Source organism: Metabacillus sediminilitoris (assembly GCF_009720625.1).
Lineage (GTDB): Bacteria > Bacillota > Bacilli > Bacillales > Bacillaceae > Metabacillus > Metabacillus sediminilitoris.
This window is the reverse complement of sequence record NZ_CP046266.1, coordinates 1,923,456-1,942,172: the sequence shown is the minus strand read 5'-3', so window position 1 is coordinate 1,942,172 and position 18,717 is coordinate 1,923,456. Positions and strand designations below refer to the sequence as shown.

The following is an 18,717-nucleotide window of genomic DNA, read 5'->3' as shown; positions in this document are numbered from 1 at the left end:
ATATAAAATCATTATAATTATCAGAAAATAAAAACACAAGTACTATTCTCTTAAAATGCATAAAAGATGATTTCTTTACAAACACTGCAACTATTCATTTAAATGATTGTCTCTTAACGATACTTTTTTAGATTTTCTGACAAACTAATTGAAAATTTAAATTATGTACAATAAGATCGTTTTATGCTATTATTCGAAACAACAGTTCCTTAATTCGGACTTAAATTATCTTAAAATTAAAACTAATTAAATTATTCTAAGCTGCAGACTCATTTTAGAAATCATTTCTTGTTCTTAGGATTTCCTAACTTAATAAAGAATTATGTAATGCAAACGCTTACTCTGACTATTAATATCCCCTTTTCATAGTATCCATCATTATGTCAATACTTTGATTAGTGGTATTAATCATATTTTCAATAGATAGATAGGAGGTTTTTTAGTTGTCTCAGATTGATTTAAATTGTGATTTAGGAGAAAGTTTTGGAGTTTATAAGATCGGGATGGATGATGAGATTCTTAGTTTCGTTACATCAGCAAACATCGCCTGCGGATTTCATGCAGGGGATCCATCCGTGATGCGTAAAACCGTCCGACTCGCTCTTACTAAAGGAGTTAAAATTGGGGCTCATCCTGGACTCCCTGACTTAATGGGCTTTGGCCGGCGCAACATCAGCATTTCACCTCAAGAGGCCTACGACATCGTCGTTTACCAAATCGGTGCTCTTAGTGGTTTTATGAAAGCAGAGGGTGAAAGAATGCAGCATGTGAAACCGCATGGTGCACTGTATAATATGGCTGCAAAGAACAGAGAACTATCAGTAGCGATTGCGGAAGCTGTTTATAAGGTTGACCCGCAGCTCATTCTTTTTGGCCTTGCAGGCAGTGAGTTAATACGTGCTGGAGAAAAAATTGGTCTGCAAACAGCGCATGAAGTATTTGCTGATCGAACCTATCAGCAGGATGGCTCTTTAACACCAAGAAATCAGGCTGACGCACTTATCTATAATAATGATCAGGCAGTCTCGCAGGTTGTCCGTATGGTGAAAGAAGGAAAAGTTCTCACCCAGCAAGGTGTTGATGTTTCAGTTAAGGCACATACTGTTTGCATTCATGGGGATGGCCCAGAAGCGCTTACTTTCGCTCGCCAAATTCGTGAAACTCTCGAAGCCTCTAAAATTAATGTAAAAGCAATTAGTGAATAAGATCACGAAGGAGGAATAAAATGGAACCACTTAACATGTCTTCGAAACAAGACAAGAAACAATCCAATACACCAAAATTAAATTGGTCCTTATTAATGGGTGCTGCATTCTTGATGGCAACCTCAGCAATCGGGCCGGGTTTCCTGACTCAGACAACGGTCTTTACACAAACGTTAGCAGCAAGCTTTGGCTTTGTCATTGTCATTTCCGTTATTCTTGATATTTTTGCCCAAACAAATGTATGGCGAATTATTGCTGTGTCTGAAAAAAGAGGACAAGATATTGCCAATATGGTATTTCCGGGACTCGGTTATGTTCTTGCAATATTAATTGTATTGGGTGGAATTGCTTTTAATATTGGTAACATTGCTGGTGCAGGTCTTGGGTTAAATGTATTGTTAGGAATCTCACCAAAAATGGGAGCCATTATTAGTGCTATTATTGCTCTTCTCATCTTCTTAGTAAAAGAAGCAGGTAAAGCGATGGACCGGTTTACACAAATTGCAGGATTTGTCATGATCGGGTTAATGATCTATGTTGCCTTCTCAACAGCGCCCCCTGTCGGTGAGGCTGTTGTTAAATCGATTGCACCGGACAAAATTGATATATTAGCCATTGTCACATTAGTTGGAGGTACAGTTGGCGGATACATAACTTTCGCAGGGGGACATCGATTATTAGACGCGGGAGTTAAGGGTGTAGATGCATTACCACAAGTGACAAGAAGTTCAGTTATTGGAATTTTAATTACATCAGTCATGCGTATCGCCCTATTTTTAGCTGTACTTGGTGTCGTTTCAAAAGGACTGCAAATTGATCCCGATAATCCACCTGCTTCTGTGTTTCAGCTTGCTGCCGGTAACATCGGTTATAAAATATTCGGTATTGTCATGTGGTCTGCCGCCATCACATCAGTAGTTGGCGCAGCTTATACATCCGTTTCATTTATCAGAACATTTAATAAAGGTTTAGAAAAAAACCATAAATGGATTACGATCGGTTTTATTATCATTTCGACCGTCTCATTTATTTTAATCGGACAGCCTGTTAAAGTGCTCATTCTTGTTGGGGCATTAAATGGTCTTATTCTTCCGATTGCTCTTGGTACACTTCTCATTGCCGCATATAAAAAGAGCATCGTTGGTGATTATAAACACCCATTATGGCTGACAATTTCAGGAATACTTGTTGTCGTTGTTATGGCATTAATGGGCGGATATACCATTATTAAGTCGATTCCACAGCTATTTTAATAAAGAGGCATTATTTTATAATAGGGGGATGATCGGTTATGAAAAATTTTGCTTCAATGCAACCATCTGATATACGTGAAATGATTCGACGTAATGAACTTGTAAGACCAACAGCCGGAATGGCGAGCGGATTTGCACAAGCTAATTTAGCGATTTTAAAGAAAGAGGATGCATTTGATTTTCTTCTTTTTGCACAGCGCAATCCGAAGTCTTGCCCGATTCTTGATGTGACAGAGCCTGGTTCACCTATTCCTCAAATGATGGCACCTAATGGTGATATTCGGACAGATATTCCAAAGTACCGAATTTATAAACATGGCGAGCTCACAGAAGAAGTGACCGACATCACGAGCTATTGGGAAGATGATATGGTTGGTTTTCTCATTGGATGCAGTTTCACCTTTGAACATGCCCTCCTTAATAACGGTATCTCGGTACGTCATATTGAAGAAGATTGTAATGTCCCAATGTATATGACAAATATTCCGTGTGCCAAAGCAGGAAAGTTCCATGGGATGACAGTTGCCAGCATGCGCCCAATTCCTCAAAAAGATGTTGTGCGTGCTACACAAGTTACTTCACGTTTTCCAGCAGTACATGGAGCACCTATTCATATTGGAAATCCTGCAGCACTTGGAATTAAGGACATTGCCCGTCCTGATTTCGGCGATGCTGTTACGATTAAAGACGGTGAAGTTCCTGTATTTTGGGCATGCGGTGTCACTCCTCAAGCAGTTGCGATGGCAACAAAGCCTGCATTGATGATTACACATGCGCCAGGGCATATGTTTATTACCGATGTGCGTGATGAAAAGCTCGGTGTTATGTAAGGAACATTCACCTGTTAGATGATGAAAAAACATGGATAAAAGGATATGGATAAAAATATGAGTATTTCAGATACTGGGGAGAAAATGTAAAAACATAGACTAAATAACAGAAGGAATAGTTAATCAAAATATAGCCTAATTAACACACAAAAAGCTTGGATTAAAAAAATATAATCCAAGCTTTTTAAATGTATGAAATCATTAACTATCAAGTTTATTGGTACCGAGCCATTTTACGATTTCGGGATCCCTATGTGAAAAAACAAGCTCTCTTTCGTATTTTCTCCATAGCTTCTTGGCTTAATTCAAAATCGAAAATATTGAAGTTTTCGATGATTTTTTCCTTACAAACAGACTTTGGACTCGCAACAATTAACGATATTTGAAGGTCTTATTCCATTATCTGTCCAGTTTGTTGAATATATAGTTATACTGGTTATCTGGCTAGTCCAATGAGAATTCAACTTTTCATAAAATAGAGATTATACACGAAGTTAATGTTGGTAATTAAAGATAGAAATCCGCCACATCTTGTAATACTTTACAAACTATAATAGAGTTTTATTTTTCATAAAGAAATAGAATTGCGCCTGTTAGTTCAACAAGTACTTTTTCCTACAACAAAGAAAGAGCTTTCTTCACCTTGTTTGTTAATTCATTGAAAAATTCTTGCGGGGATACTAAGCAAGTAATTAATAAAAGGATGAATAAATTTAAAGTGAATATAGTTCATTTTAAATTTTAGTGTACCAATAAGAAGCCTAACCTTCCCCTCCCTGAGGTCTTTCTAAAGTTATTTTTATAGTATCTCAGAAGTTGATCTTTGATTATCAACCATTACCCTTATATCTCCTACAGTATCAATGTTAAGTTTCTCCTCCTTTAAAGTTTCATTAACTTGTATATGTTCTTCAATTTTTTTCTTATAAATTTCAACATCCTCAAAGATTATTGGGTGTTTCGTTACCTCAATACGCTCTTCACTTAGAGGAATACGTATCGTTTCATCTCTTGCATCCGTGGTACTTTCGGGATTTAATATCTTTTTCTCAATGATTAGTTCTTCATGGGTTACTGGAACCGAAATTTGCTTTTCTACGGTATAAGTTTTCTTATATACATTAACTTTTGCTGTTTCAATAATTTTTTTACTTACCTGAAGTTCTTCCTTATGTAATTTAAGTGTTATTTCCTCGTGATGATCTTGAGTTGAATTCTGCTCATTATGCAACTTTAATGTCCCCCCAAAAAAATGGTTAAAACACCTTTTCATTAAGTAATGAAAAGGTGTTATTGTTTTTATCTTTTATTTATATCTTCAAAGCCTGAACCATCTGTAATAATATCTACACTTCCAGTTGTATTAACATGTGCCTCTTCGTATTTAAGAGTTTCTTGTACTTGCTGAGTTTCCTGAACTTGACGTTTAGAGGCGGAAATCTCCTCAGTAGTTACCGTGTACTTGTTTACCTCAACTTGTTCTTGGGTAACAGGAATATGAATAGTCTCCTCAGAGCTGATGGATTCATCACTTCGCTCATTATTAATCGGAGTTCTCTTAATAACAACTTCCTCATGCATTACAGGAACCTCAACGGATTTTTGTTCTTCAACAACATCTTTAGATAGGACCACTTCTCCTGCATCGACATTATTTTTTTTAATATCTAACTCTTCTTTATGAAGCTGTAATGTACCGCTTGCTTGATTATCTTGAATTTTTGTTTCAGTATCATTTTCTTGATTTCTCGATTTGTCATCACCAAATAAACCTAAAAAGTCGCCCATAAAAATCCCCCTCACAAGTTGAATTAATCTAGCATTTTTATAATGTACTCTTGAGGGATATTTATTCTTTAAAAAATAAGTTAAAGAATTTTTTTGGATAATAAAATAATAAATTGAGCATTTTATTAAAGGGATTTTTAAGTTTGAAAATTTGAGTCAAATACGATATTAAAAAGGGAAATAGAATTTTATTCCTCTTATTGAACTAAGCACCAATTAGTTTAAGTGTAATAATTCACAATCTTTCTTCTGATTAAGAAAAAAGACGACCTCCATCTTGAAGAATCGCCCTAGCTAGAAGTAACAAAATTTCACATCTTCCATCCCATAAAATCTTTTGCGGTGATAGGTCTGATAACTTTACATGGACACCTGCGGCAATAACATTTGCAGGTATGTCTTTTCACAACACTTCCAGCACCAATGATTGTTTTATCACCAAGAGTTACTCTTGGAACAATTGTTACTGAACCACATATCCATACATTTTCCCCAATAGTAATAGGCAAATGAACGCTCATAGCCTACTTTACGCTCTTCTGCTTTTGCGTGATTTGATGTATACAAACTAACATTTGGACCAATAAACACATTATTACCAATAGTAACTTTCGTACAATCCAGAATGGTACAATTTGTATTTGCATGGTATTATCATCAATTCGCAGTTAAACGGTGATTCGATCCATGCATTTTCTCCTATCGAATAAAATAACTTATGAATAATTTAGTTTCTTCATCTCTTTTTGATGGTTTTGTGTTATTAAATTCAAACAATAGATCCTTTGCTCTCTCTTTCTTCAGTTAACTCTTTGTCCTATCTTACCGAGTACTCTTGATTTAACATTTTATCTATTTCAGTCATAGTATTTTCTCCCTTAACTGATTTTAGTTTACTCCTTACCAAGGATTACATTATTCTTAATCTGAATAATATTTTCTCTGGAACTAGCTGACTCTAATCGGCTTTTTATTCGTATGAGGTTCGTTATACTTTGATGCAGGCTTTTTATTCAGCGCTAATAAAAATATCATTCCAATAATACATGCGGTACCAATCCATTGAAACAATCCAAAGGGTTCTTTTAGCCAAATCACTGTGGTTAAAACAGCTGATAGTGGCTCAACGCTTCCTAAAAGGCTTGATTCTTTAGGTGAAAGACTTTGTAAGCTTTCTATATAAAACCAAAACGCAATCATGGTACCAAATATAATTACGAAAACTAGGTATAGATAAGCTTCTAAAGTTAAACTTTTAAAGTCCATTTGCCAAGGGGGATGGAAAAAACTTAAGGCAAAACCACCGATAATCATAGCCCAGCCAACAATAACAAGGGAATCGAATTGTTTCAATAACGGAACGGCATATAAAGTGTAAAATGCTAAGGCTAGGGCAGATAAAATCCCCCAAACTATTGAAGGTATAGGTACAGATAGTTGATATACGGAACCGTTTGTTAATAAGAAAAAAGAACCAATTAAAGCAAAGGAAACTGTTACTAAATCTCGTTGCGTGAGGACTGAATGCTTGCGCAAAATCAAATAAATAATAATCATGACAGGGGCTAAGTATTGTAAGAGAGTTGCGACAGCAGCATTCCCGTGATTAATGGATGACATATAAGTGTATTGGACTGCAAGCATTCCGATTATTCCAAAGATCATTAGTTGAAGCGCAGTCTTTCTATTTTTCCAAACACCAGTTATCTGGGAACTGTCTTTTCCACAATACTGAACTGATAAGAGTAAGAATCCAGCAATGAGTAAACGTATCGTTACAAGCCAATTTACATCGATTGCATATTGTTCAAACAGCTTTTTTGAAACTGCCCCACCAATGCCCCAACATATTGCTCCCGTTATAACTAGAAATAATCCCCTTCTTCTATTCATATTGTATTCCGCCTTTAAATATAAAAATAGTGTTATGATACTGTAATAATAGACGGATAAAACTTCAATTAATACTTAAATTGAATAAAAAAATATAAATATATTGAGGTGTTGTGATTATATGCAAATAAAGGATTTTATGATTGATCAAAGTTTGAAAGAGTTAACAGACCATCGTACTGTCGTGCTTCCAATGGCATGTTACGAAACAACGATCAACCAAAATATAAATGGATATATACCCCTTCATTGGCACGATGAAATTCAATTTGTTCTGGTTATTAGAGGTGCAGCTATCTTTCAAATAAATGAAGCAAAAACAGAAATTCGAGAAGGCAATGGACTTTTTATTAATAGTGGCTGCCTACACATGGCGGAAGATAAGGATCAAACCGACTGTATTTATATTTGTTTAAATGTCTCACCTCAATTTGTTTTATCACAAGAACTCTATACAACCTATGTATATCCGTATATTCAAGCGACGAACTTATCCTATTTATGTTTAGATCCAAAAGAGAGTTGGGCGCGAAACATCTTAGATTCCATTTTAAAAATTAATCAATTGATTCAAAAAAAGTCAGCATTCTATGAAATTGAGGTCTCCTTACAACTTAATCTAGTTTGGCAAAACTTAATCATTAATGGTTTTCATTTAGAGTATGAACAGACGAAAATATTAAAGAGCCATCGAATGAAGCAAATGCTAAATTGGATACACCTACACTACGCTGAAAAAATCATGTTAGACGATATTGCTCGAGCAGGTCAATTAAGCCGTTCCGAATGTTGTCGGTATTTTAAGCGGGTTTTAAAGAAATCACCGTTGAGTTATGTTATCGATTATCGAATACAACAAAGCCTAATCCTGCTGCAACAACCTGAATCTAATGTCACAGACATTGCCTATCAAGTAGGATTTAATAGTACGAGCTATTTTATTGATAAATTTCGAAAGTCGATGCACATGACACCATTAACTTATAAAAAAATAAAAATGGAAGATGACTAAATTAAAACATTTCCAATTGCGCTTAAAATAATAAGGCTATTCAATTCAAAAAGAATTAAATAGCCTTATTTAATCGTTTCTTATTCAACTTAATTGCTCCGTTTGTTCAATTAGAAAAAGGATTCCCCGCAGAAATCTCTTGTTAAACTCAAGCTACCCGTTCGTTCAAGAAAAGCATACCTTCCAGTAAAAAGCCAAATGGTACACTTTTGTGTGCAGTATTTTTCTTTTCTTAGCTGGTAATGCGTAAACCTGTTACAAGGTAGTTTACTTATACTCTACGACTTGGGGATTTTCCATTTTTTTACCTACAACTGTTTTCTGCTAAAATTTCGCACCTTTACCTAAGGTTATCAGCAAGGTTTAAACCTTGCTATTCATCTTCAGGTAGGTTTGTAATAAGCTTTGCCTTTATACGGATAACTAATTTAGCAACCATAAAAACCAATATTAATAACAGAGATATCCTTTCGAACAACAAATACCATGATCCTAGAAGCGATGCATATGGTTAAAAAAGGCAACTTGTTTTACAGGACAAGTTTGTCCAAAATCAAATGAAAAGTATTCATAAACTTTTTGAAATCGCGCTTAAAAAGAAAGTCAATTAGGTATCTATATGTCTTTTTAAAAGGCTGTTTTCGCAAACTTTGTTGCTATTTAACACGTATTAGGGAGAGGTTGATTGCAGCTCCAGGATGCTCGCTTCAATCAACCTTAAAAATTTCCCCTGAAAGAATTATTAAAAACCTTTTAGAAAAGAGCCTTTTTAAATAAATTCAATCTTTGTAACAGAACCAAAAATTTTAATGATTAAGGGACATAATTTATTTCTTGATTTTGTTATCCTTGTTTTTTACATGATTAAACACAACAGTTGAATCCCAGACATTCAGTCCAAAGTAGCCTTCCTTATAGGTTTGGTCGTTTGTATCAATGACAAGCTTGTCATCTAAATAAGCTTTAATGTTATCACCTGCCGTCACTACTTTAAGATGATAAATTTCATTTGCTTGCAGTTTAAGATTTCCATCATTGTTAAAGGATGCAATGTCATGGCCAACACCATTTACAAATTTGATTAATTTGACGACATTATTTTTTCCATCAACATTGACAGCATATGCGTTTTTCCCTTTTGAATCTGAGCGAAAAACCAATGCTCCTGCACCAACTAAATTTCCAACTGTATCCTTATTAGGATCATTCGGATGTGAGTCAGTATCAAGAATTTTTATATCTGCTTGGTATTTAAAATTGCTTCCTGCTTCATTTGATAAAATGAAGGCATCCCCATTGCTTTGTCCCTGTTTTCCAGCAATTGTATCTGCCCAGTTGCCATTTATCGTTTTCCAGCCATTTAAGGTTGATTGAAAGCCGCTTTTTTTCCAGATACTTTCTACTGGAAAGATATTCAGTGATTTCAATGCAACATTGCCGTCCTTACTATAAATCTTTACTCCGTTGCTTGTTGGACTTGGGAAGATTTGATCGGTAATAACCGTTTCTCCATTGTTTCCAAATACTTCTACAGCAGAACGATCGACAAAAATATGCATCTTAACAGTTCCATCTGACACAGGTAGAGGACCTTCATGCATGTTTACGACATTGTTGCCGTAATCAAAGCTATCAGAGTTCGTACGGTCAACAAATAATTTCTGGTTCGCAACGTCATAGCCTATTTTTGTAAACTCATCAGTAGAACCCTTGCGAACTTCAAAGCCAAATTCAGACGCAGTTGAGCTAGAGACATCAAATTCAGCAATCATTTCAAAGGTATCTCCTGAAAAATCATCTAGTAGATGACTTTCATTTGAAATCACTTTATTTTCAAATGATACTTTTTGGCTATTGTCACGGATCGAATCGATCGAAACCGGCGTTTGTTTTAAACGTAATCCTTCTTCTGTTTGAGTAAGCTCCATTTTACGAGGCAGGCTCATTGAACTTCTCCATGTTGACGTTGGTGTATTGTTGGCGTATTGCCAGTTACTCATCCATCCTAACCAATATTTTTCGCTATTCTCACCTTCAATTCCACTCCATTCGACTGCTGCGTAGAAATCAGCTCCATAATCTGTCCATAATACCTGATCAGTCGGATTCTCATTTTTGAACGTTTTTCCGTCAAAACTGCCGACAAAATACTGCATACCAGACCCGCCAGCTGGGGCTCCGTCATTTATACTTACTTGCAGCACCCACTTTGTTTTTGTTGGATCGCCATCAATTGGCAATTCAACTAAAGCAGGACATTCCCAGATGCCACCGTTGCTACCGTTTGTAGAAGGTATCCATTCTCCTGAAACAGCAGACCATTCTGTAATCGTTCCGCTTTGCTTAACTTCACCTTCCACAGGTTCTTTTGCAACATTGTCAACTTCTGCTGGCATAGAACCTTCATTATAAACATGAACATCATCAACATTTATATGGCCCCAGCCTCCTAAAGCTTGGTCAACCACTTTTATATAGAGCACTTCACCAATATAATCAGACGCATCCCATACGTATTTGTTATACTTTTCTTCATTAAATTTTGTATTCGCCTGACGAATTAATTCTTTGTTATCAGAGGCTCTCACCAATGAAACATAGCGGTTATTAATGTCGTTGCCACCGCCTAGTAAGAAATTAATTTCACCTGTTCCACCTAACTTAAAGTAAGAGGAATGCAGTTCACCTGTTGCATCGTCTCCATTATGAAGATCCGAAAATCCCCATAAATGATAGTTCCCTTCATGGCCAAATGGCCCTCCCCAATAGGATGCTGCTGTTGTCACATGGTCATTAGTAAATGCATTGCCACTTACTGCTCTCCAACCAGTTAAATCCCCTGTTTCGAAATCATGATTTATGAGTTCCTTCTCGTTTGTTACGATATTCTTATTCAATTGAACATCTTGAAAAATCGTTGAGGAATTCCAAGTGTTCAAGCCTACATAACCAGATGAAAACGCTGTGTCATTTATGTCATGTATGAGCTTATGATCTAGATATACTTTTATGTTTTCGCCGTACGTTCTAACTTTTAAATGGTAGGTCTGATCTGTATCAAGACTTACTGCTTTTTCAGTTATGACTGAAATCTTTCCATTTTCAATTTTCATTAGCTTCATCGTATCATTCAGCACATCAATATTTGCAAAATAACCATTCTTTGCATCAGCATCTGCTCGGAAAACGAGTGCTCCAGCACCATTTCCTCCTTTATCTCCAGAAATCGTGAGATCTGCTTCATAAATTAAGTTCTGAGACGTGTTGCCGCTCATGATAAAAGCGTCATCCGTGGAGCTCCCGCTTTTCCCATCCAACGTATCTTCCCATGAGCCATTTACTACCTTCCATTTAGACAAGTTCGTCACAAAATTTGATTTATTTTCAAATTCTACTTTTCGAAAAGCAGCGGTAGAATTCCACGCTGACAAGCCGTAGTAACCGCTTTCAAAGGTTAGATCATTTGCTTCAATAACAGGTTGATCATTAACGGAAACTTTTATTTGATCTCCATCCATATCTACCTTTACATGATAAGTCCTTGAGGTTTCTAGAGTGAAAGGTTTCCGAGCAATTTCTTCCGTTACGCCCTCTTCATTTTTACTTAATGTGACAACATCATTTTTTGCATCTAGGTTGGCCACATATCCATTCTTTGCACTCTTGTCAGCATGAAAAACTAGGCCGCCAGCTCCTTCTCGCCCATTCTTTTCGTTAAGGGTGATATTGCCCTCATAGCTAAACGATCCGCCTGATTGTTCAGACATTGAATAAGAGATACGATCAAGACTATTTGCTTGGATCCCGCCATCTGGACCAAATTCACTAGCAAACTCCCAGTCTTTTAAATTAGGTGACGTATAAAACATGACCTTATTCTTTGCAGCTAATGACATCACCCACTGGCTTGAATCTTTATGCCAAAAAACCTTCGGATCACGCCAATCCGGTATTGGCGGATTAGGCATAACGGGATTACCTTCATATTTTTCCCACGTTCTTCCTTTATCAAGACTGTATGCAAGACTTTGGACTTGGCCTTTTTCCCCCGAATGAGTAAAAATGGCAACCATCGCTTCCTTTCCAAATCCTGCTGTATTGTTCCAATCGATTACAGCACTTCCTGAGAAAATATCACCGTTTTCATCAGGTGATAAGGCAATCGGCAAATGCTCCCAATGAACAAGGTCTTCACTTACAGCATGCCCCCAATGCATCGGTCCCCATGTCGTTCCATATGGATGATGCTGATAAAATAAATGATATTCACCTTCATAATAAACCATGCCATTTGGGTCATTCATCCAGTTTGCTTCAGGGGAAAAATGAAATTGATTACGAAAAGTTTCATTGTAATACTCAGAATCTTCCGCGAAAACAGAGGTTAATGGAAAGCTAAGGACAATGAAGCAGATTAGAAATATAGAAATCTCCTTTTTAATCATGGACATTTTAAGAAAAACCCCTTTACATTTAATCACAAGGGAAATTTATGCTGCACTGCTTCCTCTTAAACGATCCAATAAAACGGCTGCGACAATCACACCGCCTTTAACAACTAACTGCCAATAATAATTCACATCCATAAGAGTCAAACCATTGCTAATCACACCCATGATTAAAACACCGATGATCGTTCCTTGTATTCTGCCCTTTCCTCCAGTCAAGCTAGTTCCACCTAAAATAACCGCAGCAATCGCATCTAATTCATACATTTGTCCTGCAGTTGGCTGGCCGGAATACAATCTTCCTGCTAATACGACGCCGCCTAAACCAGCTAACAAGCCGCTGATGGAATAAACGTTTATTAATGTTTTTTCAACCTTTATGCCTGTTAATCGTGCAGCTTCTTCGTTTCCGCCGATAGCATAAATATGGCGTCCAAACATTGTATACTTAAGGACAAAAAACATTACGCCATATACCAAAAGCATGATATAGATCGGGGTAGGCACTCCAAAAATAGCTCCGCCGCCAATGAATTTAAAGGTTTCATTTTGCAAAACAATTGGATAGCCGCCACTTATGACATAAGCAAGACCGCGAACATATGTAAAGCTTCCTAATGTCACGATAAATGATGGCAATTTCGTTTTTGCTGTAAAAAAGCCATTTATAAGACCTACTGCATAACCTACTGCTGCACCTGATAACATCGCAAGTATTGGGTTAACTCCTGCAGCAGAAACCATAACTGAGATAACGCCAGATAGAGCAACTGTAGAACCAACTGATAAATCAATTCCACCTGTTAAAATAACAATTGTCATTCCTACAGCTAATATCGCAATAATGGAAACCTGCTTTAATACATTTAACATATTGGCAGTATCCAAAAAGTTAGGTGCTGTAAATGAAAGGACAACACATAATAGTAATAGAATCATAATCATCCCTAAACGATTCCATAGTCCATGAAGGATATTTCCTACTTGCAGGCTTTGTGGTGGTGAAGCTGATTGAATATTTCCCTTCATTTTTCTCTACTCCCCTCTAGTAGCTAAATACATAATTTTTTCTTGTGTCGCTTCTTCTCTCGAAAGTTCCCCCGTTAATCTTCCTTCGCACATGACAAGGATTCGATCACTGATTCCTAGTACTTCCGGCAGCTCAGATGAAATCACCAATACGGCTAAGCCTTCATCAGCAAGCTTTGAGACAATTTTGTGTATTTCAGTTTTTGCCCCAATATCAACGCCCCGAGTTGGTTCATCAAGTAGTAAAACCTTAGGTGCAATGGACAACCATTTAGCAATGACTACTTTTTGTTGATTGCCTCCGCTCAAGTTTGAGACCTGCTGTTCTGGAGAGGCAATTTTTATATTTAAGTCTTTTATAAACTGGTCGGCACTTGCATTAACCTGTTTCCAACGAACAATTCCTGACTTAGAATGCTTTTTTAATTCTGCCATTAAAAGATTCTCTTTTACTGACATTGATAAAAATAATCCTTGTTCCTTCCGACTTTCAGGCACATGGGCAATTCCATTTGCAATCGCATCGATTGGTGATTTTATATTAACAGTCTTGCCATCTACGAATATTTCCCCGCTTTTCAGCTCAGATGCACCAAATAGAGCCCTAACAAGCTCTGTTCGACCTGCACCTACAAGTCCTGCTAAACCAACAATTTCACCTGGGTAGATTTTAAACGAAACTTCTTTTACAATGGTATGATCCGAAACATTTTTCAGCTCTAGAACAGGGGCAGCCCCAGATGATACTGTTTTCTCAGATGCTTTCGTACGATTAAATAAATCTTTTAAATCACGACCTACCATTAGCTTTACAAGGTGGTCGGGATTTGTCTCTTCAATCGGACCGCTTGCAATCCATTCGCCATCGCGTAATACTGTGAAGCGATTCGAAATCTTAAAGATTTCATCCATCCTATGAGAAATATAAACGATCGCAACTCCTTGTTTTTTTAAATCACCAATAATTTGAAACAGCTTTGTAATCTCTTTATCTGTTAGCGAGGCTGTAGGTTCATCCATGATCAGAACCTCTGCCTTAAAGGATAATGCTCGTGCGATCTCGACCATTTGTTGTTGGGCGACACTCAAGGTTGAAACGAGTTGACGGGGATTTAGATTAGATCCCATAGAATCGAGCACTTTTTGCGCACGTTCATGGACATCGTCCCATTTGACCATTCCTAGTCGATTTCTTGGAAAAGTTGAACCCATTAAAATATTTTCACTGATTGTAAGATTAGGAGAGAGGTTTAACTCCTGGTGGATAACACTGATCCCTCTGTTCCTTGCATCAACAGGATCCTTCCATGCTATAGGTTGATCTTTAAAATAGATGGTCCCGCCATCTTGATCAGGAGTATGGATCCCTGCAAGAATTTTCATAAAAGTGGATTTCCCGGCACCGTTCTCTCCCATTAATGCGTGTACTTCACCTGGATAAAGCTCAATTCTCACATTGTTTAATACCTTTACACCTGAGAATGTTTTGCTGATCCCTTCCATATTCAGCACCGGCATTTTTATTGTGTGCTGTTTTTTTATTAACATCTCTTTAATAGCCATACTCTAATCCCACCCCTTATTTATCCCATTCTTAACGGGCAGTAAGAAACTCAATTCACTATTCATAAAGAAGTAATGAAGTTTGATTAAGGTTAACTGCCCGTAAAGATCCGATAAGTTTCGCTAACCATCAGTGGGGGATGAAGAAAACCCCCACTGATGGAAGTCTCACTTTATCCCATTCTTAACGGGCAATAAGAAACCCAATTCAATATTCATAAAGAAGTAATGAAGTTTAATTAAGGTTAACAGCCCGTAAAGATCCGATAAGTTTCGCTGCCATTCAGTAGGGGATAAAAATAACCCCACTAAAATGAAGTCTCACTTTATTTGAAAGAGGCTGAGTAAGGAATGGTCCATATCAGCCTTATTTTTCAAAGAGGTTTACCAACCCTTGTATGAATCTAAAGTATCTTGAGTGACAAGATCAACAGGTACTTTGATAAGCTCTTCGACATCTTCGCCATTTTTTACTTTCATTCCAATTTCAACTGCTTTTTTCACCATTTCGCTAGGTGATTGAGCTGAAGTTGCCATAATAGAGCTTCCTTCTTTCGCCATTGCTTCTGTTACTTCAGGAGCACCATCGACACCAACTATGAAAAACTCATCCTTCCGTCCAGCTTGCTCTTGAGCAATTTCCACTCCAATTGCTTCAGGGTCATTGATTGCAAATACAGCGTCAATTGATCCCGCTGGATTCGCTTGTAAAACACTTTCCATAACGGATAATGCTTTTTCACGGTTTCCTTCACCATTTTGCTTCGCTACTACTTTAATTCCAGACTCTTTGATCACATCCTCAAAGCCTTTAATACGATCTGTAACAGCTGAAACTGGAGGTCCATCAATAATGACAATGTTTCCTTTTCCATTTAATTGTTCAACCACATATTCACCAGCAAGCTGACCTGCTTGGTAGTTATCAGAAGTAACCGTTGCATCAACACCGCCCTCAGCATTCGTATCAACTGCGATTACTGGAATACCTGCCTCCTTTGCTTGTAGCACAGCTGCCGCAATTCCCTTGGTATCAACAGCATTTAATAAAATCACATCTACCTTTTTGGTAATAAAGTTTTCAATTTGGGAGGTTTGTTTTGCAAGATCATATTCAGCGCTTTCTACAAGAACCTCTGCACCTAGTTCCTTCCCTGCTTCTTCAGCACCTTTTCCCATTGCAACAAAAAATGGATTTGCCAAAGTACCTACAGTTAATCCAATTTTTAACTTATCGTCGCTGTTTCCCTGCCCAGTGCTGTCATTTGAAGATTCACTTGCACTGCTGCATCCAGACATTAGAACAATAACAGACATTAAAACTAGCACTAATAATTTTTTCATTGTGAGCCCCCTAGAAATTAATAAAAACGAATTTCATTTTTCAATAGAAGTTCTTATATTGAGGATCTTCAGTGACAACGCTTACAAATCCGTTAGTATATCACCCCCCTTAAGACATGTAACGATCATTTCATTTTTCTTTATAAATGTTCTTGAATGATTTTTGTATATATCGATGATGGAAATTCAATATTTGTTGCTTAGTTCAAGGTTGTAATAAATAAATGATTTTTTTTGATTGATTCAACAGTTAAATTCACTTGTTTTTGACTATTTCTGATTGATTATGATTATATTATGCCTTCCAACCAATGTCAATATATTGTAAAAATTCTGAAAATTATATTAGAAATGTTTAATATTAGCTTCGTTTCCTTTTGCAACGAATCCTCAACATGAGTATTATTAAGAGTTTTTGAATGAATAATGGAAGATTTTTAGTATTTAGCACATTCTTTCCAATTCAAAAAACATTTTACTGAAGTATTTATTTTGTTAAAAATAAATGTAAAAGTTGAAAATTTTATTTGAGATGTTGCATATTCAAGGCAAAATAAAAAGAGCTTTAAACCCCTTGTCTATTTAGTAGACATCTGAGTCAGCTCCAATTAAAGTTATTTTATGTAGAAAAAATAAGAGTTTATTAAAAACCTACACAGTAAATTTCAGTTTTCTCCTTATACTTCTCCATACTTATCGAATCTTCTTCATTTGTAATGATTTTAGCTTGATGTAGATCTGCAAATTTAGAAAATGAGACTTCTCCAAATTTAGTATGATCTGCTAGTACAAAAGATTCACGCGTGAGATAGATAGCTTTTGCTTTCAGTTGTGCTTCTTCAGGGTCTGGAGTAGTAAAACCTAGTTCATGGTGGATTGCATTTGTTCCTATAAAGCATTTATCAAATCGATAATTTTGAATGCTGTCGTATGCATTACCGCCAATCATAGCTTTTGTTACTTTTTTTACAAATCCTCCGATTATATATGTCTTTATATCTTTTTCAAGTAATGCATCTAAATGGTCAATCCCATTTGTAACCACAACAATGTTCTCTTGTTCTAAATACTGTATCATTTGATAGGTTGTTGTACCTGCATCAAGATATACACAGTCTCCATCTTCAATTAGTTGGGCAGCATATTTTGCTAGCATGTTTTTTTCTTTAAGATTCTGAGTTGATTTTTTAATCATGCTTAGTTCTTCACGTTTTCTTTGTAACAGTGAAGCACCGCCATGTACACGTTTTACATAGTTCTCCTTTTCTAGTTGATCCAAATCTCGTCGCAATGTAGATTCCGAACTTTTTGTTAACTCTACTAGTTCATGAACCTTAACATGCTCTTTTTCCTTTAAATAATCTAATATCAAACGATGACGCTCAGATATAAGCAAAATACCTCCCCCTAACTATCAATAGTAAAATGTAAAAATTCTTATATAACTAATTTCTTTACTTTAACAACATGTTTTCAACGAGTATAACATATCGTATCTTTTGTTGATTGACAAAGTCACATTCTAAGCATTGGTATGTATGTAAATTTACTTCTTCAATATAAAGAGGATCTATCAAAGTTAGAGGCTGAAATAGACTCTCTCTCTAGTAGTATTGAAGAATACTTGATCAATCAATCTATCCCCTGGAATCGGACGATTCAATCACCCTTCTTACATAGGATTTTTGCCTTACTAAAAAGCAGAACTACTTTCCAAGATATTGAGAATAAAGGTTATTTGGTATGCACTTTTTAGTATATCACGTTGTATTTTTATTTTTCATTGAAAAATGTTGACAAACTATTAGCTGGTTTAGTTCAAGAAGATACTTTGACTAGCTTTTTTAATAATTAGTTTTTAGCATCTCTAGTAAAGTTGTTATATTAATAGCCCTAACAATTGGAACTTACTAAATTGTTTCTGCTAGTCTCCAAAATTTTAGCAGTTGTAATACAGGGGAAGTAGGATTTTTATCTACTATTATCATAGGCGGGGATTGGAAATGCCAAGTCAGTCAAGACTTTTGGAAAAAGTACTTGGCTAAATACAATTAGGCTGACGGTACGGACATAACCACGGCTTAACCGTTCCAGTTATGAAAAAGAGATGTGTCTCGGTTCACACATAATTCCTTCCTTACCTCCCAAAAAACCATCAATATTTACTACTGCTGTATTTTCATCAGTTGTAAATATTGATGGTTTTTATTCTATCGTTTTCTATTCTAGTAAGCCACTTATCAATAAAATATTCCAAGTCAATCGATTTAGCCTTACATCCTAACCATTCATTTTTAGCAAAGAATTCTGCGAATTCTTTTTTAGGATAAAAGGGAATAAGAATAAAAAAAC

The 18,717-nt window shown here is 36.2% G+C and carries 14 protein-coding genes and 3 pseudogenes; 5 read left to right on the top strand and 12 right to left on the bottom strand.

Going from position 1 to position 18,717, the window contains the following annotated elements; genetic code table 11:
* Positions 1-443: 443 nt before the first annotated feature.
* The 3 genes from GMB29_RS09330 to GMB29_RS09320 are packed head-to-tail and all read left to right on the top strand — an operon-like array spanning position 444 to position 3,288.
* Positions 444-1,205: a LamB/YcsF family protein gene (locus tag GMB29_RS09330; RefSeq protein WP_136356590.1), complete on the top strand. Its 762-nt coding sequence runs from the start codon at positions 444-446 to the stop codon at positions 1,203-1,205.
* Positions 1,206-1,240: 35 nt separating this feature from the next.
* Positions 1,241-2,458 (top strand): NRAMP family divalent metal transporter, encoded by a 1,218-nt coding sequence (locus GMB29_RS09325; RefSeq protein ID WP_227551728.1) that lies wholly within the window; start codon positions 1,241-1,243, stop codon positions 2,456-2,458.
* 38 nt (positions 2,459-2,496) lie between these two features.
* A complete protein-coding gene (locus GMB29_RS09320) occupies positions 2,497-3,288 on the top strand; it encodes a putative hydro-lyase (RefSeq protein WP_136356593.1) in 792 nt (263 codons plus the stop codon).
* A gap of 201 nt (positions 3,289-3,489) precedes the next feature.
* On the opposite strand, the pseudogene GMB29_RS27315 reads toward GMB29_RS09320, so the two are convergent.
* The 5 genes and pseudogenes from GMB29_RS27315 to GMB29_RS09295 form a co-directional block, all read right to left on the bottom strand.
* Positions 3,490-3,661 (bottom strand): annotated as a pseudogene (locus tag GMB29_RS27315) (aldo/keto reductase); the annotation flags it as partial.
* 426 nt (positions 3,662-4,087) lie between these two features.
* Entirely contained in the window at positions 4,088-4,519 is a 432-nt protein-coding gene (locus tag GMB29_RS09315) for a YsnF/AvaK domain-containing protein (protein ID WP_211091268.1), read from the bottom strand.
* 68 nt (positions 4,520-4,587) lie between these two features.
* Complete coding sequence (locus GMB29_RS09310) at positions 4,588-5,076, bottom strand: YsnF/AvaK domain-containing protein (RefSeq protein ID WP_136356596.1); 489 nt, start codon at positions 5,074-5,076, stop codon at positions 4,588-4,590.
* A gap of 311 nt (positions 5,077-5,387) precedes the next feature.
* Positions 5,388-5,597 carry an LbetaH domain-containing protein gene (locus GMB29_RS28010; protein WP_211091269.1) on the bottom strand — a complete coding sequence of 70 codons (210 nt, stop codon included), beginning with the start codon at positions 5,595-5,597 and terminating at the stop codon, positions 5,388-5,390.
* 427 nt (positions 5,598-6,024) lie between these two features.
* Positions 6,025-6,969 (bottom strand): DMT family transporter, encoded by a 945-nt coding sequence (locus tag GMB29_RS09295; protein ID WP_136356598.1) that lies wholly within the window; start codon positions 6,967-6,969, stop codon positions 6,025-6,027.
* Between the two features lie 121 nt (positions 6,970-7,090).
* Here GMB29_RS09295 and GMB29_RS09290 point away from each other — a divergent pair, with 121 nt between their 5' ends.
* Positions 7,091-7,981, top strand: coding sequence for an AraC family transcriptional regulator (locus GMB29_RS09290; protein ID WP_136356600.1), 891 nt, complete (start codon positions 7,091-7,093; stop codon positions 7,979-7,981).
* An 827-nt stretch (positions 7,982-8,808) separates the two neighbouring features.
* On the opposite strand, the gene GMB29_RS09285 is transcribed toward GMB29_RS09290, so the two are convergent.
* The 6 genes and pseudogenes from GMB29_RS09285 to GMB29_RS09265 form a co-directional block, all read right to left on the bottom strand.
* Positions 8,809-11,349, bottom strand: a complete 2,541-nt coding sequence (locus tag GMB29_RS09285; protein ID WP_406600341.1) for a glycoside hydrolase family 32 protein — start codon at positions 11,347-11,349, stop codon at positions 8,809-8,811.
* 30 nt (positions 11,350-11,379) lie between these two features.
* Positions 11,380-12,423, bottom strand: a pseudogene (locus GMB29_RS28005) (glycoside hydrolase family 32 protein); the annotation flags it as partial.
* Between the two features lie 48 nt (positions 12,424-12,471).
* Positions 12,472-13,458, bottom strand: coding sequence for an ABC transporter permease (locus GMB29_RS09280; protein ID WP_155443864.1), 987 nt, complete (start codon positions 13,456-13,458; stop codon positions 12,472-12,474).
* A 6-nt stretch (positions 13,459-13,464) separates the two neighbouring features.
* The gene (locus tag GMB29_RS09275; protein WP_155443863.1) at positions 13,465-15,021 is read right to left on the bottom strand and encodes a sugar ABC transporter ATP-binding protein; all 1,557 of its coding nucleotides are present in this window, start codon (positions 15,019-15,021) and stop codon (positions 13,465-13,467) included.
* A 384-nt stretch (positions 15,022-15,405) separates the two neighbouring features.
* A complete protein-coding gene (locus GMB29_RS09270) occupies positions 15,406-16,365 on the bottom strand; it encodes an ABC transporter substrate-binding protein (RefSeq protein WP_136351500.1) in 960 nt (319 codons plus the stop codon).
* A gap of 643 nt (positions 16,366-17,008) precedes the next feature.
* A complete protein-coding gene (locus tag GMB29_RS09265) occupies positions 17,009-17,761 on the bottom strand; it encodes a DeoR/GlpR family DNA-binding transcription regulator (protein WP_136351501.1) in 753 nt (250 codons plus the stop codon).
* 114 nt (positions 17,762-17,875) lie between these two features.
* On the opposite strand from GMB29_RS09265, the pseudogene GMB29_RS27310 reads away from it, so the two are divergent.
* Positions 17,876-18,010: pseudogene (locus GMB29_RS27310) on the top strand (IS110 family transposase); the annotation flags it as partial.
* A gap of 537 nt (positions 18,011-18,547) precedes the next feature.
* Here the strand turns inward: GMB29_RS27310 and GMB29_RS28000 are convergent.
* Positions 18,548-18,703, bottom strand: a complete 156-nt coding sequence (locus GMB29_RS28000) for a DUF2750 domain-containing protein (protein WP_227551726.1) — start codon at positions 18,701-18,703, stop codon at positions 18,548-18,550.
* Between the last annotated feature and the right edge of the window lie 14 nt (positions 18,704-18,717).

Coding starts and splice junctions, on each gene's coding strand:
- GMB29_RS09325 (WP_227551728.1), top strand. CDS start 1,241: ATGTCTTCGAAACAAGACAAGAAACAATCCAATACACCAAAATTAAAT.
- GMB29_RS09320 (WP_136356593.1), top strand. CDS start 2,497: ATGAAAAATTTTGCTTCAATGCAACCATCTGATATACGTGAAATGATT.
- GMB29_RS09310 (WP_136356596.1), bottom strand. CDS start 5,076: ATGGGCGACTTTTTAGGTTTATTTGGTGATGACAAATCGAGAAATCAA.
- GMB29_RS28010 (WP_211091269.1), bottom strand. CDS start 5,597: ATGAGCGTTCATTTGCCTATTACTATTGGGGAAAATGTATGGATATGT.
- GMB29_RS09295 (WP_136356598.1), bottom strand. CDS start 6,969: ATGAATAGAAGAAGGGGATTATTTCTAGTTATAACGGGAGCAATATGT.
- GMB29_RS09290 (WP_136356600.1), top strand. CDS start 7,091: ATGCAAATAAAGGATTTTATGATTGATCAAAGTTTGAAAGAGTTAACA.
- GMB29_RS09280 (WP_155443864.1), bottom strand. CDS start 13,458: ATGAAGGGAAATATTCAATCAGCTTCACCACCACAAAGCCTGCAAGTA.
- GMB29_RS09275 (WP_155443863.1), bottom strand. CDS start 15,021: ATGGCTATTAAAGAGATGTTAATAAAAAAACAGCACACAATAAAAATG.
- GMB29_RS09270 (WP_136351500.1), bottom strand. CDS start 16,365: ATGAAAAAATTATTAGTGCTAGTTTTAATGTCTGTTATTGTTCTAATG.